Source organism: Alistipes sp. CHKCI003, from assembly GCF_900021155.1.
GTDB lineage: Bacteria > Bacteroidota > Bacteroidia > Bacteroidales > Rikenellaceae > Alistipes > Alistipes excrementavium.
Genome location: NZ_FCNT01000012.1, coordinates 16,501 through 36,630 on the forward strand (window position 1 = coordinate 16,501; position 20,130 = coordinate 36,630).

Sequence of the window (20,130 nt, forward strand, 5' to 3'; positions counted from 1 at the left end):
GGATCAATTCGCGTTCGTTCATGCTTCGGTTCGTTTTCGTTGCATAAAAAACGGCGACCATGTTTCCGATGGCCGCCGTTTGGCTGTATGGTTTCGGGGTTTTCCGTCAGAAGGCGAGGACGGGGCGCACACCATGGGAATTTAAGTCTTTCTGGACAATGCCAAACGATATGCCATTCTTGCCCGAATCACAACTTACGCCCTATTTCCCGTTATATTCCGATGAAGTCCCAAAATTACCGCGGACAAATTCCACTTTGCCTTCATTCGTCGTCTACCTCGACCCGCATTTCCTCCGTCGGGAACAACACGTTGGCGAGCGGTGTGGGGAGCGAGGCGGTTTCCGTCGGCAGCAGGTTCATCCGGCCGAGGTTTTCGAGCAGCCTCTCCAAGATGGTCGTCGAACAGCCGCACGAGAAACAATGCGCCCTGAAGGGTTTCTTGCGGGCCGTCTCCCCTTCGATAAAACTCCCGAACTTACCCTCTTTGCCGCAGAACGGGCTGCGGGCGATGAGGTTCTTGCCCCCGCCGTCCGTGCCCCGAGTTCCGTCCGCAGCCCGGCCACCAGCAGTTCGTATTCCTGTATCGAGATATACAGCCGCCCGAAGCGGAAACAGATTGGCAAAAACCTGTTTTTTCAAAATAGGATACGTTTGAAAGAAAATTCCGGCAATCGGAAATGAATATGCTACGTGATAGTTATCACCGCTCATGAAAATCCTGCAAATCCAAAATGCGATTTTAATTTTGCAGAAACACTCCGATGCAGTATCTATACACCGTATGATATAGTATGTTTTACTCCTAAATTTGATCGATTGTTGACAGGTGATTTTTCTGTCTTTATTAGGATGTGTATTACCCCGACAAGATAAACTGAAGTCAAAATTTGAATTGCTTTGATGTAAGATTATTCCTGTACTCCGACGGCGGCATTCCTATCCGTTTCTGCACATAGCGACTGAAGTAGGAAACGGAAGAGAAATTCATACGCTCGGCAATCGCAGTCAGCGGCAATTCCTTTTGACGAAGCAGGCGGGTAATCTCCTGAATGGTGAAGCGGTCTATCCAATAAGTAGCCGGACGGCCGCTTACCTTCCGGCATATTTCCGACAGGTAGTGCGGGGTAATACAGAGACGGGAAGCATAAAAATCAAGGTCACGGTTTCGCATATATTCACCGTTGTATAACAATTCAATGAATTTACGCAACTGCGAAGCGGTATGTTCAGAAGGCTGCAACACATTCCGGCTGCGGGCATGTATGTCGTAAAGGTCGAGGATATGCGCAGTTAACAGGCTGCCCAATAATTCCTCGCGGAACAGATGTTCCTTTTCTTCCATACGCATACGGAGATACCGCAGGGCGGCTTCGCATATCCGGAAGTCGCGGGCAGAGAGTTTCATCACAGGATTCTGCAGGAGCGACAGATGCCCGACGATACCGTAATTGCTGCGGATGGCGATCGAGGCGACGAACGCTTCCGAAAGGCTCATCAGAACGCCTCCGAAATCGTCGGATGCGGAGAATCCGGATCCGAATTCCGCATTGGGCAGGATGACGTAATCGCCCGCTGCGATATTGTAGCGCGTGTCTCGAAAGGTAAACCCCATATTGCCGCAGCAGCAAAGAATGTGTACGGTCTGTCCGGCATAGCGCAAGGCGTTGAAATCCCGCAACGTGTCGGCAAAAACAATCCCATCGAAGTCCGTCTGCTCCATAACTGTCTTTCTTTTGCTGCAAAAATAACTGGAAGCCACGAAAAGTGAAAATTCCTCCTCGAATTTCATAACAGCGGGACAACAAGAGCGCGGTAACTTTGCGGCAGAAAAATCAAATCAAGGAGATATGAAAGACGTAAGACTGAACAACGGGGTGAGGATGCCAGCCATAGGCTTCGGCGTGTTTCAGATTCCCGAAAACGAAACGGAACGGGTCGTAACCGGTGCCATCGAAACGGGCTACCGGCTGATAGACACGGCAGCCGCCTACTTCAACGAGGAACAGGTGGGCGATGCCATCCGCAGGTCGGGAGTGAAACGTGAGGAGTTTTTCATCACCACCAAACTGTGGGTGCAGGACTATGAATACGACGATGCGCTGCGGGCGTTCGACCTTTCGATGAAGAAGCTCGGACTGGACTATCTCGACCTCTACCTGATGCACAAACCCTACGGGAATTACTATGCCGCATGGCGGGCGATGGAGCGGCTCTATATGGAGGGGCGCATCCGAGCGATCGGCGTAACGAGTTTCTCTAACGAACGTCTGCAAGACCTTTTCCTGCACAACGAAATAAAGCCTGCCGTAAATCAACTTGAAACGCATCCGTTTTTCCAGCAGCAGGCGGCCAATACTTTTTTGCAGCAGGAAGGCATCCAGCACGAGGCATGGGCGCCTTTCGCCGAGGGGCAGAACGACATTTTCAACCATCCGGTACTGAAAGAAATCGCCGCACGGCACGGTAAGGGCGTCGGGGCCGTTATCCTCCGCTGGCTCAACCAGCGCAACATCGTGGTCATCCCCAAGACCGTGCGCAGGGAACGGATGGCGGAGAATTTCCATATCCTCGACTTCACGCTGTCGGATGCGGAAATGGCAGCCATAGCCACGCTGGAGACGGGCCGCAGCCCGATTTACGACGACATGGACCTGCCTACCGTGAAGGGGATAGGGCTGCATAAGATCCACGAATAGACGAAACCGAAAAACAGAGGAGTATGTTACGTCATGTATTCATCATCAATGTCAAAAAAGGGATTCCCGATGACGTGGTAGAACAAAAGATGGCCGAAATGCGTGCCATGAAAGAGAAGGAAACGGTAATCGAAGGCATCACGGTAGGCCGCACGCGCGGACTGTTCGGACGGCCCGATGCCGTGATGATGGTCATCGACCTTAAAGACAAGGCCGCTTTCGACGTATTGATCCGGAGCCGGACACACACCGACATTGCGGAAAAAGCCGGAGAGGCATTCGACATGCAGAGCGCCGATATCGCCCAAATAGAATATTAACCCATAAAACAGAATTATATGCAGACTGTAAAATTGAACAACGGCATCGAAATGCCGGTATTAGGATACGGCGTTTTTCAGGTATCGCCCCAAGAGTGCGAGCGTTGCGTGCTCGATGCCATCGGCGCAGGTTATCGGCTGATAGACACGGCGCAGGCGTATTACAATGAGGAGGGCGTGGGCGCAGCGGTCGCCAAATGCGGCGTGCCCCGCAGCGAACTGTTCCTCACGACGAAAGTCTGGATTACCAATGCCGGAGAGGAAAAGGCCGCCCGCAGCATCCATGAATCGCTCCGCAAGCTGCGCACCGACTACATCGACCTGCTGCTTATCCACCAGCCGTTCGGCGACTATCCGGGAACATGGCGGGCAATGGAACAGGCTGTACGCGACGGGAAGGTACGCGCCATCGGTCTATCGAATTTCTATCCCGACCGCTTCGTGGATATGGCCGAATATGCCGGAATCAAGCCTGCCGTGAACCAGCTGAAGACGAACGTGTTCAGCCAGCAGTGGGATGCCGAAGCGGAGATGAAGCCTTACGGGACCCGTATCATGGCTTGGGGGCCGCTGGCGCAGGGAGATCCCGACCTGACCACTCGTCCCGCGATGGCAGGTCTTGCGGAAAAATACGGTAAAACGGTGCAGCAGGTCGCCCTGCGTTACTTGGTGCAGCGCGGTATTATCGCCATTCCGAAAAGCACGCACCGCGAACGCATGGAGCAGAATTCGGACGTGTTCGACTTCGCCCTGACAGTGGAAGAAATGGAGGGCATCCGTCCGCTGGACAAGCCTGCCGACTTCCGCTGGTCGCACCGCAACCCGGAATTGGTGAAGTTCCTGTTGAATTACGACAAACAGTTTAACCCGGATAACAAGAAATGAAATACGGAATCATAGGAACGGGCGGTGTGGCTCATGCTATCGCCACGAAATTGATCGAACTCGGTCATGAAGTCATGATGGGAGCACGCAGCGCTACCAATGAAAAAGCTGTAAGCCGGACGAAGAGCAATGGCGAACGGGCTTTTAACGGCACTTTTGCCGATGCGGCCCGATTCGGAGAAAGAGTATTCAACTGCGTGCAGGGCATTCACTCGCTCGAAGCCCTGCACGCTGCCGGAAAAGAAAATCTGAACGGGAAACTGTTGATCGACTTGGCAAATCCGTACATCTACAAAGACGGACATATCGCGCTCGATTCGAGGTGGAGCGGTACAACCAGTTTGGGGGAAGAGACGCAAAACCTTTTGCCGGACACGAAAGTCGTGAAGACGCTGAACTATCTCTGCAATCACCTGATGGTTCATCCGGGACAACTGCCGGATGCCATTACGGGCTTCTATTGCGGCAACGATGCTGACGCAAAAGCCGAAGCGGCGGCACTATTAAAGGATTTCGGTTGGGAGGATACCCTTGATTTGGGCGACATAAGCATGTCGCGCTACACCGAAATGCTCGGTGCGTTCTGGCCCGCTGCCCTGAATGCTACGGGGAATATGGAGTGGGGATTCAGGTTAGTAAGGAAACAATAAATAAGAAAAGCATGAAGACAAGAAAACTCGGAAATATAGAAGTATCGGCAGTCGGATTGGGCTGCATGGGCTTCACGCACGGCTACGGCGCGTGCCCCAGCGAGACGGAGTCCATCCGGCTGATACGGAAAGCCTACGACGAAGGCTGCACCTTTTTCGATACGGCTGAAATATACAGTTGTTACAAGAACGAAGAACTTGTCGGAAAAGCACTCAAACCGTTCCGCGACAAGGTGGTAATTTCCACCAAATTCACCCCTGCAACTCTGCCCGGACAGGAAAGACCGGAAGGCAAATTAAGCCGAGCAGGAATCCGGCAGGCGGTGGAAGGATCGCTGCGGCGGTTGCAGACCGATTACATCGACCTTTACACGGAACACCGTGTCCCGAAAGAGAGCGATCCGGCCGAGGTTGCGTATTGGATGGGCGAGTTGATACGGGAAGGCAAAATCCGTGCATGGGGACAGTCCGAGCCTACGCTCGAACAGCTCAAAGCGGCCCATGTCGTTACACCTATAACAGCCGTGCAGAGCGAATACTCGATTATGGAGCGTAAGTGGGAGGCCGACGTCATTCCTTATTGCAAGGCTGAAGGCATCGGCTTTGTCGCTTATTCGCCTATGGCAGGCGGTTTCCTGAGCGGCAAGTATCGCCATGCCGCCTTTGAGGGCGACGACGTGCGCCGCGTCATCAGCCGCTACACGGAGGAAAACATGCAGGCCAACGCTGCTTTGCTCGACCTTATCAACCGCTATGCGGAAGAGAAGCATTGCACCGCCGCACAAATCTCTTTGGCTTGGGTGATGTATTCCGGTCATATTGTTCCTATACCCGGTATGCGTAGCGATGCCCGTATTCTCGAAAATCTGGGTGCTGCGGAAGTGGCGCTTACCGATGCCGAGTACGCCGCCATGAACGAGGCGTTGGGGCATATCACCATACACGGAAACCGGACAGACGAGGATATCGCCAAGTTGGGGACTATCGAAGGAAGCCGGCAGAAAGTAGCAAAGGCGGAGCGATGAGAACGAATGATTAAGCAAACCAATTATCAAACAATAATTATGTACGAATCCTTAAATAACAAAGTCGCCCTCGTAACCGGAGCCGGAACAGGTATCGGAAGAGCCATCGCCCGACGTCTGGCCGATGAAGGTGCTAACGTATTGATCGTAGGACGCACGGAAGCGACACTCGCCGAAACAGCATCCCATAGCGATAAGATAACCTTTCTTGCTGCCGACCTTGAATCGGAAGCCGGGATACAGGCGGTGGTTCAGACTGTCGGCGAGCGGTACGGCCGCCTCGATATTCTCGTCAACAATGCCGGATGGGCGCCCGTCACGCCGTTTGCCGAGATGAAGATCGAAGAATACGACAAGGTATTCGCCATCAACGTGCGTACCGTCGTGATGCTTACCCATGCCTGCCTGCCGATGATAAAGGCGGCGAAAGGAAACATACTGAACATCACCACCACGATGACGACCAATCCTATCGCAACGATGGCGAACTATGCCGCCTCGAAATCGGCCGTATATACCATGACCCGTGCATGGGCAAAAGAGCTGGCACGCGACGGCGTGCGTGTCAATTCGCTCGGCGTGGGGCCTATCGAAACCCCTATCTACGGCAAGACCGAGCTTTCGGACGAAGCCGCGAAAGCCCACAAGGATATGGTAACGAAAAGCGTGCCCCTCGGTCGAATGGGACAACCCGAAGAGGTTGCCGCTGTCGTCGCTTTTCTGACAAGCGACGAAGCCAGTTTCGTAACCGGAGCCGACTATAAAGTGGACGGCGGTGTAGGTGCATAATAAACAATGATAATCCGAATATAATATGAACAATGTTTTAATCATCAGCGGACACACGGACCTTGCAACGTCGGTGGCCAACAAGACCATCCTCGAAACGCTTGCCAGACGCTTGCCGGAAGCCGAAATCGTAAAGCTGGACGAACTCTATCCCGACTTCAAAATCAATGTGGAAGCCGAACAGCAACGCCTGCTCCGTGCCGACATCATCGTGTTGCAGTACCCCCTTTTCTGGTACTCTGCCCCTTCCCTGTTGGAGCGTTGGATGGAAGAGACCTTCCGGCACGGATTCTCGCACGGCAGCACGGGCGACAAGCTGAAAGGCAAGAAACTCGTTTTGTCCTTCACGACGGGAGCACCCGAAACGATGTACGGCCGCGAGGGGGCGATGGGCTATGATATCGAAGATTTCCTGCCTTGCTACAAGGCTACCTGTCGGCTTTGCCAGATGGAGTTCGCCGGATATGTATATACAGGCGGCGTAAGCTACGGCAACCGGACCTCGCCCGAACTCATCGAACAGCAGAAGATTGCATCGGAGCAACATGCACAACGGCTTATCGAGTTGTTGGAAAAAACATCCTACCGTTAATTTAACGGATAGTTTTTCTACCGTCCACTAAAATTGTGGACGGTAGTGTGTCTATTTATATAAAAGATATAATTTACCTTCTTCGTTTATAAGGGATATGTTCTTTTTCTTTATCATCATCCCTCCATCCCCGGTCGTTGTCGCTTCCGCCACCTCCACCGCCGGATGCGGGTACAATATGCGGTTGCATAACCAGTTCCTCAACCGCTTCTCCGATATTTGGGACAGGGAGAAATCCGCTGTCCGATGAACCGTCCGTTCCGATAAGGCCGCTTGTAGATTCGTTTGTTGGCCCTTGTCGGTGAATCTACCCGTCTGCATCGTCAGTCCCTTGCCGTCCCCAATCAGGCAGTGGTGCGGATATACAATAGGACTGTCGGCAAATACCGACCCTTTCCGCATTCAGCATTCAGCCTTCAGCCTTCGATCAAGGCTTTTGTAGGTCATGGAACGGTCAATCCGACAACCGCTGAAAGAGATATTATCGCAGATCCCCCCCCCTTGATTCTACCATCGGTTTTACTGGTAAAATCTACTGTGATACCTTTTTCCGACAGGTACTCTTTCAGCTCCTTCCAGTCGAGCCTCTCAACGCACCATCGACGGTATCATGGATACGGTACTTGACCGCATTTTCCCCCTGAGCCGATGACGGTTCACCTTCTTTTTATCCTTGCCGAAGGTTCAATCTTATTCTCTTATAAGGTCGCTTATCTCTCGGAACAACCTCCTGTTTTCGTCGGCGATGTACTGCGGTCGTGGATATGGGCGAAGTGCGCCAGCTGGTTCAGTTTGTTCGCCATACCGGCCAGTGCGCGGAGCGCATGCACTACATCTTGCGGCACGGCTTCTTTGACATAGACGTTGCCAGTTCATAGACAATCTCGGAAAGAGGCTTACCGATCCGTTTGCGTTGGAACAGCAATTCGGCATAGTTCTTTCTGGCGAAATTGACTTTGGCGGGACAGTCCCGTTTCATTCATGGCGGCAGTTTCGGACGGCCGCTTTTCTTCGTTTTATTGCAGCGTCTATCAAAATATGTTTGGATACTCATGCCGTTTTTTCCTTACTACGGTGTCCGGCGACTCTTCGGTACGCCCCGGAGGTTTTGTGTCCCACAAAACTTATACTTGCTCCCAGAACGCATTCCCACATCGGCATACGCCCGACACTTAAAATAAAATTCGAATTATAACTTAGTCATAATTACGATATATTCTTCGGTCATAGTGCTAACATTAGCCCCTTTCTTATTAGAAGGACTGGTTTTGCTTGGCATTCTTTTATTAGGAATGGAGCGAACATAAGTAATTTCGTGCTTGAAACCATGTTTCTCAAATATTTCAGCAGTAAAATAATCCAATGGAATTTGTACGTCTTTTACGGTTCTGTTTCCGACAACATAACAAACTCGGCCTCCCTTTCTAATAACACCAGCCACATTCTCGATAGACCGAGAATACTCGTCTAAAAATGTAGTGACCTCGTAATATCGTTTTATGTCAGATTGTTTTATCTGTTCCAGTTCCGTCGCCAAAGCAACTGTGTCTATGGAGTCGATTTTCTTAGGCATCCCCCCCATAAGGGTCCGGTCTATATTTTTCGCATTAGGAAACCGAAACCACTCACCTGCCCATCTTGAGAATTGTCCATAAGCAACGGTTGTCCGACTGTCTCCATAGGGAGGCGAGGTTACTACCATATCGACACTCTCTTTGGCTAATAACGAATGGGGTATCTCATACACACTGTTGCAGTCGGATATGTTTACCGTAAATTCCGAAGCATCTTTTAAAAAATTGTTTAAACCATCCAAATTCCGTTTTATTTTATCTGCGATCAAAACGAATGGATTCGGATTATAGGTCGGAATTTTATTGGCCTCAATTCGATAACGTTTAAACTCTCCGTTCCGAGTAAATGAAACATCTCTTATGGTTTCCGCTAATGCAAGATTGAAAAACGATTTGGTAGCCGCGAATTCCATACTGTCGATTACCGATGATAAGTATTTCAATTTTATTAAGTTCTCTTTGCTATACCAATAGTCATGTTTAGTTATGTGCTTAAAATCCGTTTCTACATATTTCCAAGCGCTAATATCAAAACTATCTATCTTCCTTAATATATAATTAAATGATTCTTCAACCTCATTGATATTGAATTTAGTCGTCTTGACTTCTGCAATAAAACGAGCCAACGGGTTGACATCTATTCCTACCGAATCAATCCCTTTTATTGCAGCCTCAACGAGAGTTGTTCCTGACCCCATATATGGGTCCAGAATCATACTTACCGAACCTTCAGGAGCGAAATCGCAAATTAATCTCCTTGCAATCTGCGGAATCATCATTGCAGGATAGTTATGATAGCAATGTGTATATTCTTTAGTATTTGAATCCCTAAAATCCCAATCTGACGTATATTCTCTTCTATACATTGTCTCAAATATTTTTGCAAATATAAGAAATTACTCTCAATATGAGAGTGGATTAAACTTTTTTGTTTCCGATTTTTGCTCTCAAAATGAGTGCAATATTATGGATGTAAAGAAAACAGACTATCAACTAAGAATTATCAATACCTTAAAAGAGTTAAGACAAAATCAAAATATGACACAGGCTCTTGTCAGTGATCTTTTGGGGATAAATAGCTATGGACAAATCGGAAACATTGAAAGTCCCAAGTTTCCACATAAGTACACTCTTAAGCAAATAAGTATCTTGTGTCGAGAATTTAGTTATCCCATTGAATCCGTGTTCCTTAATGAAGAAGAGCTTAAACTGGATAAAAATGAACTTGTAAAACGTTTAATTGAAAAATTAGTAGAATATGATGGATAAGGAGCTGATCGTTAGTGAATTTAACAGAATCAAGGCTTTGGGGTATCTCAAAAGCCGCAGAACTCATAATACGGGTATAGGCAAGACCTTTGAGGATTATCTCGGTGTCGATGAGAATAACAACAAAGCTCCTGATTTTGCCGGATTTGAGGTTAAAAGCAAAAGAGCCGAAACAGCATCGTACTTGACTTTATTTACAAAAAGTCCCTCTCATCCACCCAAAGTAAATACTTATTTAAGGGACAAATATGGGGAAAATTATAAAGATAATCCTAATCTAAAAAGGTTACACACTTCAATATTCTCCAATAAATGTAACACTTATAGAAAAATTTACGGCTTTATTATAATAAATGACAAAGTCAACCAAAGAGTGGTTATAGAAGTTAGGAATTTTCAATCTCACGAAGTTGATAGATCTGCTTACTGGACTTATGAAGAACTGGATATGTGCTTAAACTCTAAACTTAAGGCTCTGTTTTTTGTGTACGCAGATTCAAAAATAGAGAATGGAGAGGAATATTTTCATTATACGAAGGCGGAGATTTATTTAAAACCATCTATTAGTAAACTACTACAATTAATTGATGAAGGCAAAGTAATGATAGATATTCGTATCGGATCATATAAAAGTGGCAAAAACAAAGGTAAGCCCCATGACCATGGAACTGGTTTTAGAATAAAGCCAGCGGATTTATATTCTCTTTATGAAGAAAAAATAGAGATACAGTAATACGATTTGTATAGTTAATCTCCCATAGCTGTTTAAATTTTAACATTGCAGAATTTGTAAAAAATCATTATCTTCGCTATGCAGTATGGAAAAGCATTGAGGCGTAAGGCAATCTCAACGAATCAATGACCCAAAAGCGGACAATCAATCACAACATATTGATATATAACACGGAAACGGAATAGGTTCGAATCCCGTTTTCCGCTCGCAGAACAGACGACCGAATCCTTGCGGCAGGCCAATCACCTTGTCGTGAGGATTTTTCGTTCGTGGCGGCCGACGGATAACGGAACGCCCCGGCCGACGGGAACCGTGCGATCCGTGGCTGCGATACGGACCGTGGCCCGGCGATCCGTCGCCGGATCGGCAGGGGCCGGATTCGGATGCGACGGTTTCTCGACGGGGCCGTTAACCGACGGTTTGCCGGATACGTCCGCCGCATCGCCGGACGGACGGTCGGAAAACCGGCAGATCGGTATCGCGCCGGCATCGCCGCTGTGCGTCGAGACCGCCGCGGTCGCAACGAAAGCCCCTGTTTAGGAGCACTCTCCGGATGCGATTTCATGGGATCGGGTTCCGTGGCCGCGCTGCAAAACATACGTTTCGATCATGGACGGCTTCACGATGCAGGCATGGGGAACGCTCAGGAGCAAACAAACGACATTCCGCAGGATGAAACGAGCGAATCGGACCGGCACTCGAAACGATCGCTCGAAAGTGAGCGGTGGCGAAACCGCATTCGCCGCCGCATCCGAAATGGACGCGACGCATCGCCCCAGACAGAAAACGCCGTGTTCCGCAACCGAAGGATCGCACTTTGCGTTAAATACAGAGAACCCGTCCAAAATCCGACAGCCCAATTTCCCAATAAACTCGATCGGGCCTCGAATACGGAAAATCAACCGTAGGTTTCAGGGATTCGGATCTCGCGTCCGGAACATGCGATGCAGGAAGACACGGGGCATGGCAACGATATGCGGGAAGGCCGTCGCAACGGACGGCCTACGAAAACGCGGACCCGGACATCCGGCCGCGGCATGCGGATACGAACCGCGGGAAAACGATTGCGCCTCCACACTCTCTCGCCGGGCTATTCATTTTGGCTTCGAATTTGGAGTCGGCAGAGCGTATAAACCAAACGGTATCGTCATGCCAGCCAAAAGTGAAAAACAACGCAGGCTCATGGGCGCGGCTCTGGCCTATAAACGAGGCGAAAACAAACATCCCAGCACCGAAGTAAAACACGTCGCCGAGAGTATGACCGAGCGCGAGTTGGCCGATATGGCCAAAAAGCCCCTGTCCGACAAAAAGCCGAAATAGACGCGGACGACTCTCCGAGGTCCGTCGCCGAAGGCGCCGGTCCGGTTCTTTCCCGGACCGGAGAACGCCGCGTGCGCCCGCCGGGAGTGCGCTCTGTCGGCACGGCCTCTCCGCCGAGCAGAACGGCGTCGGGCAGACGCATCCGGATGCAAACAGGATTTCGGGTAGTTTTATCCGTAATACGTATCACACGCCATCGGGTGCGGGTGCGTATCTTTGTCCGTGAAACCGGAAGCCGAAGTCCCGGTGGCGGAACGGGCGTGCAACCGCCCCTCGGCCGGCGACAGCCGGACCCGGTTTCCGAACTTAAATAAATGGTATTATGGCGAAAAAAGTATTGATACTCTCTTCGAGCCCCCGCAGGGGCGGCAACTCGGACACTTTGTGCGACGAATTTCTGCGCGGAGCCGCCGATGCGGGAAACGACACCGAAAAGATCTTCCTGCGCGACAAGAACATCGGCTACTGCACCGGATGCGGGACATGCAGTCTGTACGGAAAACCCTGTCCTCAGCAGGACGATGCCGCCGAAATCGTCGGAAAGATGGTCGCGGCGGATGTTATCGTCATGGCCACGCCCGTCTACTTCTACACGATGAGCGCCCAGATGAAGACGCTCATCGACCGCTGTTGCGGACGTTACACCGAACTGAAAAACAAAGAGTTCCGGTTCATCGTAACGGCTGCCGAAGACGACCGCCGGAAGATGCTGCGCACGGTCGACACGTTTCAGGGCTTTCTCGACTGTCTGGACGGCCCGACCGTCGGAGGCGTCGTCTACGGCACAGGCGTCTGGCACGCGGGAGAGATCGCCGGCAAACCGGCCATGCGCGAAGCCTACGAAGCCGGGAAAGGAATCCGCTAAACGTCCGCCGCCATCCCGCATGCGCTGCGATCCGCCGCGAACGCAAGACCGCCGCACGGTCCGACATCCGTCCGGTGCCGTTTCGCGCACGGAAGGCCGCCGGATAGATCGACGGGACGGTTACGGAATCGAAGAGTAGGGTATGGATCGCTCCGGTCGGGGAGGGTCCCCGACCGGAGCGATCCGATGCGGAGCGGCCGCCTACTTCATCAGAGGCAGCTCCGCGAGCATGTTCCGGAGCTTGAGCGCTACGCGCGGCATGGGTTCCGCGACAGTAAGCCCTACCAGCTCGTGTTCGGCGGCAATATCGCGGATGATCCGCACCGCCTCGTCGATCCGCAATCCGTCGGGCTCGACGCCTACGCCGGCAACGATCTCGGACGGATCCAATACGTCGAGATCGAAATGTACGACCGCTTTCGACGCCCCCGAACGTTTCAGCCAATCCGAAACGGCCGAACGATCCGCCCGGACTTCGGCCGGAGCAAGCCCTGCGACGCCCAGCTCCTCCTGTCGCCGCTTCATCCCGTCGTCCCAAGAACGCACGCCGACGATCAGAGCCTTCGAAGCGTCGAATTTCGCGGGCAGCAGCCGCATGAGCTGCGGATCGCCCAGCCCCAGACAGGCGGTCAATGCCATCGCGTGATACCCCTCGTAACCGTCGAAGGGCAGCGTAACGTCGGGATGTGCGTCGATCCAGACGACGGCGACATCCCCGCCGTATTTCGAGGCCAGATAGGTGAACGGCACCACGCTCACTGAGCATTCGCCGCCGAGCGTAACGATCCGGTCGGGATCGTACTCCCGCATCAGAGCGAGTGCCGCTTCCGTCTGTCGCAGAATCGCCCGATAGCCGCTGATCCCGTTCTCCGCGGCACGGTCGTCTCCGTCGAGCGCGACGGGAACCTCCACGATCCTGTCGGTGGTCGGGGGAGCGAGCATCGCCAGAAGATGCGCTCCCAGATAGTATCCCCGCGCGGCGTCCTCCGGAGGAATATCGGGCATCCAATGCGCCACGACACCTCCCTGCCACTGGGGGTAGAGCAGGCGGACGATTCGTTTATCGTCGTTCATAATCGTCGTGAATTTCAGCAATTTCATATTTATCAGCAGGACGCTGCGGCGCGGCCGGCAAACGGACCGCCCCGTCGGCATACACGCGGCAGGCCCCCGCAAAGATAACGTCCCGAAAGGATCCGTGCAAATCCGCAGCCGCCATGCGGTCCGGCAGGGCAGACCGAAGCAGGGAATATCCTCAGTGCGTTTTTCGGCCCTATCGTAAGATAAAAAGACGCAAACAGAACAAATTCGGCTCCCGCCGTTGTTTTTACGGTCGACAATGCGTAATTTTGTTCCGATAATATATAGCGTTTGCTATTGTTTTGAATCGAAAAACGCCAATTTTTCCTACAATCTCAGAAACAATAGGTCAAACGTCTGCGCGAAGCGTAGGCGTTTTTCTTTGTCGAGATTGGGTAAAAGGCGTACCTTCGATTGGCAGAGAATGCGCCTGCGTCTTTTTTCGTCTCTGCGCATGTCTCTTTCCGGCCGATTGCATTTTTCAGGCTCGTCATCGTCCCTCCGCATCGGGCTCTTCCAGACTCCAGCCGCCGCCCAGCGCTTTGTATAACTCCACCAATGCGAGGTGTTCGTCGCGCACGGCGTTGCTCACGCCGATCTGCGCATCGAAATAGCGTCGCTGGGCATCGAGCACGTCGAGGTAGTTGATGCTGCCGCTCCGGTACTGGAGGTTGGCCAGCTCCACGTATTTGCGTGCGGCATCGCGCAGATTGACCTGCAAGGCTGCCGTGCGCCGTCTGTTGCGGTAGGTAACGACGGCGTCGTCCGCCTCCTTCAGCACTTCGAGCACTTTCTTTTCATAGGCATAGCGCGCCTCGTCGTAGGCGGCCATCGCAGCACGGTATTTGGCCTGCTTGCGGCCGAAGCCGAAGACGGGCGAAGCCAGCCCCCCGATGACATAGGAGAACGGAGAGCTGAAAAAACCCCTGAGCTCATTGTTCTCCCAACCGCCGGTCAGCCGGAACATCAGTCGGGGGAAACGGTCGGCATAAGCCACTCCGACACCGGCCATCGCCGCACGAAGCTGCTGCTCGGCCGAACGCACGTCCGGCCGCCGCTGCAGGAGTTCCGACGGCAGCCCCACGGGCAGGCTGTCGGCCAGCTCGGCCTCGATGTCCAGCGAACCGCGTTCCACACTCCGATCGGGATTCTCCCCCATGAGCAGCGCAAGCCCGTTTTCCGTGATTTCGATCCGCCGTTCGAGATCGGGGATCAGCGAAGCCGTCGCGGCATATTCCACCTTAGCCTGCTGGTAGACGGTTTCGGACGTAAGCCCCCCTTCGAAACGAATCCGCGCCTGATCCAGCCCCTCGCTGCGGGTGGCGAGCGTGCGCCGCACGATGGCAAGTTCGTTGTCCAGCGCGATCAGTCGGAAATAAGCCGAGGCCGCCTCGGCCACGAGCGTCATGCGCATCGCACGCCGGTCCTCGACCGAAGCGAGGTATTCGGCCGCTCCTTTGCGCTTGGCCCAGCGCAGGTTGCCCCAAAGATCGAGTTCCCACGAAACCGACGCCTTCAGTCCCAATTCGGGATCGCGGACCGACGATTCGCCGTAGTAGTCGTTCGTCTCGTTATCGGCCGATACGCCAGCCGTGAAATCGGGCAGCCGGCCCGCCTTGTCGATGCGGTACATCTGCCGCATGCGTTCCACGCGCGCTGCGGCGGCGAGCATATCCTTGTTTTCGGCCAGCGTGCGTTCGATGATCCGGCGAAGGACCGGATCGCCGTAGAACTGCCACCAGCCCAGATCGGCCGCCGTCAGCGAATCGCCGTCGGCGCCCGCAAGCCGTTCGGGCAGGTCGAGCTCGGGCGTCTTGCAATGCCGCACGGGCGAGCAGGCAGCGAAAGCCGCCGCAGACAGGAACAGGACAATCAAACGTTTCATCGTTTCAATTTAGCTTTGATCCGGTAAATCCATACGAAGAAGAAGGGCACGAAGACGATGCCGAAGGTGATTGCCACCAACATGCCGAAGAAGACGCCCGTGCCGATGCCCTGACGGCTCGCCGAACCGGGCCCCGAGGCGAAGACCAGCGGCAGCAGACCGAGGATGAAGGCCAGCGAAGTCATCACGATGGGGCGGAAGCGCAGACGTGCGGCCGTCAGCGCGGCCGCTACGGCGTCGCGCCCCTTCTCGACCTCCTCCTTGGCGAATTCGACGATCAGAATGGCGTTTTTCGCCACCAGACCCACGAGCATCACCAGACCGATCTGGAAGTAGATGTTGTTTTCCAACCCGCAGAGCCAGATGCCCAGATAGGCTCCGATGCCGGCCACGGGCAGCGAGAGGATCACCGCCACGGGCACGCTCCAGCTCTCGTACTGCGCCGCGAGGAACAGGAAGACGAACAGGAAAGCCAGCGCCAGCACCACGCCCGTCTGCCCGCCCTCGTGCTTCTCCTGATAGGAGAGGCCGCTCCACTCGACGCCCACCGACGACGGCAGCCGTTCGCGCACGATCCGTTCGAGCGTCTCCATCGCCTGTCCGGAACTGTAACCGTGGGCCGCCTCGCCCGTGATGGTCGCAGCGTTGAACATATTGAAGCGTTTGATGGTACCGGCACCGGTCGTATAGTAGGTCGTGCCGAGCGACGTAACGGGGATCATCGTTCCGCCCGTACCGCGCACGAAAAAGAGATTGAGGTTGTCGCGGCGGGCGCGGTAGGGGGCCTCGGCCTGAATATAGACGCGGTAGATGCGGTTGAACATGTTGAAGTCGTTGACGTAGATCGACCCCGTGAAGGCTTTCATCGTCGAGAAAATGTCGGACATCGAGACCCCCTGCATGCGGGCCTTGTCGCGGTCCACGTCGAAGTAGAGCTGCGGAATATCGCCCTGCATCGACGAGGCGAGACCGGTCAGCTCGGGCTGTTTCGAAGCGTAAAGCATCAGCGTATCCACCGCCCGCTGCAAGTCGGCATATCCCATGTCGCCGCGCGCTTCGAGCACCATCTCGAAACCGCCCGAGGTGCCGAGCCCCGGGATGACCGCGGGCGTCGAAAGATAGACTTCGCTCTCGGGGTAGCGGCGCAGTTCGGCGCGCACGCGGGCCATCACCTCGTCGATACCTTCCGATTCGCGTTCGTCCCACGGCTTGAGGATCACGGTGAGCTGGCTGCGGGCCTGATTGGTCCCCACGCGCGGGCTCGATCCCGTAACGTTGAGCACGTATTCCACATCGGGATCGGCCATCAGAAAGGCCATCGCACGGTCGGTTACTTCGCGCGTGCGTTCGATCGTAGCCCCTTCGGGCAGCTCCAGTTCGACCGTGAAATAGCCCTGATCCTCCTGCGGCATGAAGCTCTGAGGCACGAGACGGTTCATCAGCCAGATCCCCACGAGCACGATGCCGAATGCGACGAACATGCGCCGCGAATGCGCCAGCGCCCCCTGAATCATGCGGCCGTAGAAGTTGTTGCTCTTCGCCAGCGCGAGGTTGATGCGGCGGAACAGACGGTTTTTCTTCGCTCCGCTGTCGGGCCGCAGGAAGAGCGAACACATCACCGGACTGAGCGTCAGCGCCACCACCGTCGAGATGATGACCGACACGGCGATCGTGATGGTGAACTGACGGTAGAGCTGCCCCGTGATGCCCGAGAGGAAGCTCACGGGCACGAAAACGGCGCAGAGCACAAGCGACATGGCCACGAGGGCGCCACCGAGGCCGCGCATCGCCTTCTTGGTCGCCTCGTAGGGCGAGAGCCCTTCTTCGTTCATGATGCGGTCGACGTTCTCCACCACGACGATCGCATCGTCCACGACGATACCGATGGCCAGAATCAGTCCGAGCAGCGTCAGCATGTTGAGCGAGAAACCGAAGATGAGCATCACGCCGAACGTACCGATCAGCGAGATCGGCACCGCGACGATCGGGATGATCGTGGCGCGCCAGCTTTGCAGCGAGAGGTAGACCACGACGATCACCAGCAGCAGCGCCTCGAAGAGCGTGCGATAGACGTGGTGGATCGACTCGGAGATGTAGGTAGTCATGTCGAAGGGAATCTCATAGGTGATTCCCTCGGGGAAGTTGCGGCTGATTTCGTCCATCGCCTCTTTCACCGACTCGGCGACCTCCATGGCGTTGGCTCCGGGCAGCATGTTGATATTCAGCACGGCGGCATTTCCGCCGTTGATGCCGCTCTCGGTGCTGTACGACGAGGCTTCGAGCGAGATGCGCGCCACGTCTTTCAGACGGATGATCGACCCGTCGGGGTTGGCCCGCACGACGATGTCCTCGAATTCGCCCGCCGACGAGAGGCGTCCCTGCGCCGTGATGGGGATCGTTACGTCCACGCCGTTCATCGGCGCCTGTCCCAGCACGCCGGCCGCCGACTCGCGGTTCTGGTCCTTGAGCGCCGACTGCAAGTCCTGCACCGTAAGACCGAGGTCGGCCAGTTTGTCGGGCATCACCCACACCTGCATGGCATAGTAGCGGCTGCCGACGTTCGAGATGCTGCCCACGCCCGGGATGCGGCGCAGCATGTCGAGCACGTTGAGCGTCGCGTAGTTCGACAGATAGATCTCGTCGAACTTGGGGTCGGACGAAAGCAGCGTGATGGTCATCAGCTTGCTGGCGGCCTGTTTTTCGACCGATATGCCGTTCTGCACGACTTCGGCCGGAAGACGCGCCTCGGCCTTTTTCAGACGGTTCTGAATGTCGACGGCCGCCAGATCGGGATCGACCGAAATGTCGAACGTTACGGTGGCCGAGAAACCGCCCGAATTGGAGCTCGACGACTCCATGTAGATCATGCCCGGCGTACCGTTGAGCTCCTGTTCGATGGGGGTGGCCACGGCCTGCGTTACGGTCTGCGCGTCGGCACCCGGATAGGAGGCCGAGATGCGGACCACGGGCGGCACGATCTGCGGATACTGATCCACGGGCAGCAGCGCCAGACCGATCGCGCCGACGATGACGATCACGAGCGACAGCACCGTCGAAAAGACGGGCCGGTCGATGAAAAAATCGCTCTTCATGGGCTACTCCTCCTCTTCGTTTCGGGGTTCGGTGCGGGCGGGCACGGGCTCCGCCTTCATGCCGTGGCGGAGCTTGTGGTATCCCTCCACGACGATATGCTCGGCCGGAACCAACCCGCGCTCGATGATGATCGTGTTGCCCAGCTCGGGGCCGGTCTCCACGAAACGGCGTTCGACCACGCTGTCGGGCCGCACGACATAGACATAGGCTCCGCCTTTCTCGATTTCGACCGCTTTGGTCGGCACGACGACCGCATTCTCGCGCACGTCGAGCAGCAGGCGCACCTTGGTGAACTGTCCGGGCAGCAGGATATGGTCGGGATTGGCCATCTCGGCGCGCACGGAGAAGGTGCCCGTCTTGGGATCGACCTGCGGATCGGCGAAATCCACCAGACCGCGGTAGGGGTACTCCGAACCGTCGGCCAGCGTTACGGTGATGTAGGGGTCCCATTTGCGCAGGGTGTCCTTATGACCCAGATTGACGTTGCGGGCCTTGCTGCGCAGATAGTCCAGCGCCGTCATGCTGAAATCGACACGCACCGTATCGCTCTTCACCACCGTGGCCAGAAGCGACTGTCCGCCCGGACCGACCAGCGTGCCGATGTCGGCGCTGCGCTCGGAAATATAGCCCGAAATCGGGGACTGCACCGTGGTGTAGCCCAAAGTCATCTCGGCCTGCATGAGGTCGGCTTCGCCCACCACGACGTCGGCCGCGGCACTCTCGTAGGAGGCGATCGCATTGTCCAGATCGAGCTGGCTGGCGGCGTTCTGTTCGTAGAGCGGGCGGATGCGGTTGAGGTCGCGCTCGGCCTTCAGAGCTTGCGCACGGGCCTTGTTGAGCTGGGCCTTGGCCTTGTTCACGCGGGCGCGGTAGACCTTGGGGTCGATGATGAAGAGGGTCTGGCCCTTCTCCACATAGGTGCCTTCGGCGAAAAGCATCCGTTCGAGGAAGCCCTCCACGCGGGCACGGATCTCGACGAACTGCTGGGCGCGGATGCGGCCCACGTAGTCGCCGTAAATATTGACGTCCTCGGTTTCGACGGGCTCCACCTCCACCACGGGCAGTTCGACCGCCGCGGGACGCGGCCGGAGCAGGAAGACGAGCAGAGCGACGACCGCGGCCGTTCCGCACGCGACGGCGATCCACTGCCGGCGGGTCGGCCGGAAGCGGACGCGGGATATTTTCGAGACCGTTCGTTTCAGATTTTCCGGATTCAGTTTCGATAAATCCGGTTTGAGTTTATCAAATCTCATGAATTCATTTGTTATGGGTTAAACTCATTCCGTACCAAAGGCCGGACCAATGCCGCGTATCTGCCATAATCCGCATGAAAAACAGGACCATAAGGCTGT

At 54.6% G+C, this 20,130-nt stretch carries 18 protein-coding genes; 11 read left to right on the forward strand and 7 right to left on the reverse strand.

Translation table 11 applies throughout. The features are described 5' to 3' along the window. Positions 1–263 precede the first annotated feature (263 nt). A complete protein-coding gene (locus BN3659_RS01285) occupies positions 264–641 on the reverse strand; it encodes a hypothetical protein (RefSeq protein WP_141682445.1) in 378 nt (125 codons plus the stop codon). A 241-nt stretch (positions 642–882) separates the two neighbouring features. Then, entirely contained in the window at positions 883–1,722 is an 840-nt protein-coding gene (locus BN3659_RS01290) for a helix-turn-helix domain-containing protein (RefSeq protein ID WP_091534286.1), read from the reverse strand. 127 nt (positions 1,723–1,849) lie between these two features. On the opposite strand from BN3659_RS01290, the gene BN3659_RS01295 reads away from it, so the two are divergent. Genes BN3659_RS01295 through BN3659_RS01325 form a run of 7 tightly spaced genes read left to right on the forward strand, consistent with a single transcriptional unit; the run spans position 1,850 to position 6,959 of the window. Beyond that, positions 1,850–2,698, forward strand: coding sequence for an aldo/keto reductase (locus tag BN3659_RS01295; RefSeq protein ID WP_091533941.1), 849 nt, complete (start codon positions 1,850–1,852; stop codon positions 2,696–2,698). Positions 2,699–2,721: 23 nt separating this feature from the next. Beyond that, positions 2,722–3,018 (forward strand): antibiotic biosynthesis monooxygenase family protein, encoded by a 297-nt coding sequence (locus BN3659_RS01300; RefSeq protein WP_091533943.1) that lies wholly within the window; start codon positions 2,722–2,724, stop codon positions 3,016–3,018. A gap of 18 nt (positions 3,019–3,036) precedes the next feature. After that, positions 3,037–3,903 (forward strand): aldo/keto reductase, encoded by an 867-nt coding sequence (locus BN3659_RS01305; protein ID WP_091533944.1) that lies wholly within the window; start codon positions 3,037–3,039, stop codon positions 3,901–3,903. Beyond that, positions 3,900–4,553 carry an NADPH-dependent F420 reductase gene (locus BN3659_RS01310; RefSeq protein WP_091533946.1) on the forward strand — a complete coding sequence of 218 codons (654 nt, stop codon included), beginning with the start codon at positions 3,900–3,902 and terminating at the stop codon, positions 4,551–4,553. The genes BN3659_RS01305 and BN3659_RS01310 overlap by 4 nt, the downstream gene beginning before the upstream one ends. Before the next feature lie 11 nt (positions 4,554–4,564). Then, the gene (locus BN3659_RS01315; RefSeq protein ID WP_091533948.1) at positions 4,565–5,578 is read left to right on the forward strand and encodes an aldo/keto reductase; all 1,014 of its coding nucleotides are present in this window, start codon (positions 4,565–4,567) and stop codon (positions 5,576–5,578) included. Between the two features lie 39 nt (positions 5,579–5,617). Then, a complete protein-coding gene (locus BN3659_RS01320; protein WP_091533949.1) occupies positions 5,618–6,367 on the forward strand; it encodes an SDR family NAD(P)-dependent oxidoreductase in 750 nt (249 codons plus the stop codon). A gap of 25 nt (positions 6,368–6,392) precedes the next feature. Next, a complete protein-coding gene (locus BN3659_RS01325; protein ID WP_091533951.1) occupies positions 6,393–6,959 on the forward strand; it encodes an NAD(P)H-dependent oxidoreductase in 567 nt (188 codons plus the stop codon). A gap of 1,189 nt (positions 6,960–8,148) precedes the next feature. Here the strand turns inward: BN3659_RS01325 and BN3659_RS01335 are convergent. After that, on the reverse strand, positions 8,149–9,399 hold the full coding sequence (locus BN3659_RS01335; protein ID WP_091533954.1) for a DNA methyltransferase: 1,251 nt from the start codon (positions 9,397–9,399) through the stop codon (positions 8,149–8,151). A gap of 100 nt (positions 9,400–9,499) precedes the next feature. Between BN3659_RS01335 and BN3659_RS01340 the strand changes: the two genes are divergently transcribed. The 4 genes from BN3659_RS01340 to BN3659_RS01360 all read left to right on the forward strand — a co-directional run bounded on the left by BN3659_RS01340 (position 9,500) and on the right by BN3659_RS01360 (position 12,720). Beyond that, positions 9,500–9,802, forward strand: coding sequence for a helix-turn-helix transcriptional regulator (locus BN3659_RS01340; protein WP_091533957.1), 303 nt, complete (start codon positions 9,500–9,502; stop codon positions 9,800–9,802). Further along, positions 9,792–10,535: an MvaI/BcnI restriction endonuclease family protein gene (locus tag BN3659_RS01345; RefSeq protein WP_091533958.1), complete on the forward strand. Its 744-nt coding sequence runs from the start codon at positions 9,792–9,794 to the stop codon at positions 10,533–10,535. Before BN3659_RS01340 ends, BN3659_RS01345 begins: the two co-directional genes overlap by 11 nt. Positions 10,536–11,684: 1,149 nt before the next feature. Beyond that, a complete protein-coding gene (locus BN3659_RS01355) occupies positions 11,685–11,855 on the forward strand; it encodes a DUF3008 family protein (RefSeq protein ID WP_091534287.1) in 171 nt (56 codons plus the stop codon). 322 nt (positions 11,856–12,177) lie between these two features. After that, the gene (locus BN3659_RS01360; RefSeq protein WP_091533962.1) at positions 12,178–12,720 is read left to right on the forward strand and encodes a flavodoxin family protein; all 543 of its coding nucleotides are present in this window, start codon (positions 12,178–12,180) and stop codon (positions 12,718–12,720) included. A 201-nt stretch (positions 12,721–12,921) separates the two neighbouring features. Here BN3659_RS01360 and BN3659_RS01365 read toward each other — a convergent pair whose 3' ends face one another. The 4 genes from BN3659_RS01365 to BN3659_RS01380 form a co-directional block, all read right to left on the reverse strand. Further along, on the reverse strand, positions 12,922–13,821 hold the full coding sequence (locus BN3659_RS01365) for an arginase family protein (protein ID WP_253181048.1): 900 nt from the start codon (positions 13,819–13,821) through the stop codon (positions 12,922–12,924). 469 nt (positions 13,822–14,290) lie between these two features. After that, positions 14,291–15,685, reverse strand: coding sequence for an efflux transporter outer membrane subunit (locus tag BN3659_RS01370; RefSeq protein WP_091533963.1), 1,395 nt, complete (start codon positions 15,683–15,685; stop codon positions 14,291–14,293). Continuing rightward, positions 15,682–18,777 (reverse strand): efflux RND transporter permease subunit, encoded by a 3,096-nt coding sequence (locus tag BN3659_RS01375; RefSeq protein WP_091533965.1) that lies wholly within the window; start codon positions 18,775–18,777, stop codon positions 15,682–15,684. The genes BN3659_RS01370 and BN3659_RS01375 overlap by 4 nt, the downstream gene beginning before the upstream one ends. Before the next feature lie 3 nt (positions 18,778–18,780). Beyond that, positions 18,781–20,031, reverse strand: coding sequence for an efflux RND transporter periplasmic adaptor subunit (locus tag BN3659_RS01380; protein ID WP_091533966.1), 1,251 nt, complete (start codon positions 20,029–20,031; stop codon positions 18,781–18,783). Positions 20,032–20,130: the final 99 nt, after the last annotated feature.

Bases quoted from the DNA above. Each gene is read 5' to 3' on its own strand.
- BN3659_RS01290 (WP_091534286.1), bottom strand. From the start codon at position 1,722: ATGGAGCAGACGGACTTCGATGGGATTGTTTTTGCCGACACGTTGCGG.
- BN3659_RS01295 (WP_091533941.1), top strand. From the start codon at position 1,850: ATGAAAGACGTAAGACTGAACAACGGGGTGAGGATGCCAGCCATAGGC.
- BN3659_RS01300 (WP_091533943.1), top strand. From the start codon at position 2,722: ATGTTACGTCATGTATTCATCATCAATGTCAAAAAAGGGATTCCCGAT.
- BN3659_RS01305 (WP_091533944.1), top strand. From the start codon at position 3,037: ATGCAGACTGTAAAATTGAACAACGGCATCGAAATGCCGGTATTAGGA.
- BN3659_RS01310 (WP_091533946.1), top strand. From the start codon at position 3,900: ATGAAATACGGAATCATAGGAACGGGCGGTGTGGCTCATGCTATCGCC.
- BN3659_RS01315 (WP_091533948.1), top strand. From the start codon at position 4,565: ATGAAGACAAGAAAACTCGGAAATATAGAAGTATCGGCAGTCGGATTG.
- BN3659_RS01320 (WP_091533949.1), top strand. From the start codon at position 5,618: ATGTACGAATCCTTAAATAACAAAGTCGCCCTCGTAACCGGAGCCGGA.
- BN3659_RS01325 (WP_091533951.1), top strand. From the start codon at position 6,393: ATGAACAATGTTTTAATCATCAGCGGACACACGGACCTTGCAACGTCG.
- BN3659_RS01335 (WP_091533954.1), bottom strand. From the start codon at position 9,399: ATGTATAGAAGAGAATATACGTCAGATTGGGATTTTAGGGATTCAAAT.
- BN3659_RS01340 (WP_091533957.1), top strand. From the start codon at position 9,500: ATGGATGTAAAGAAAACAGACTATCAACTAAGAATTATCAATACCTTA.
- BN3659_RS01345 (WP_091533958.1), top strand. From the start codon at position 9,792: ATGATGGATAAGGAGCTGATCGTTAGTGAATTTAACAGAATCAAGGCT.
- BN3659_RS01355 (WP_091534287.1), top strand. From the start codon at position 11,685: ATGCCAGCCAAAAGTGAAAAACAACGCAGGCTCATGGGCGCGGCTCTG.
- BN3659_RS01360 (WP_091533962.1), top strand. From the start codon at position 12,178: ATGGCGAAAAAAGTATTGATACTCTCTTCGAGCCCCCGCAGGGGCGGC.
- BN3659_RS01365 (WP_253181048.1), bottom strand. From the start codon at position 13,821: ATGAAATTGCTGAAATTCACGACGATTATGAACGACGATAAACGAATC.
- BN3659_RS01370 (WP_091533963.1), bottom strand. From the start codon at position 15,685: ATGAAACGTTTGATTGTCCTGTTCCTGTCTGCGGCGGCTTTCGCTGCC.
- BN3659_RS01375 (WP_091533965.1), bottom strand. From the start codon at position 18,777: ATGAAGAGCGATTTTTTCATCGACCGGCCCGTCTTTTCGACGGTGCTG.
- BN3659_RS01380 (WP_091533966.1), bottom strand. From the start codon at position 20,031: ATGAGATTTGATAAACTCAAACCGGATTTATCGAAACTGAATCCGGAA.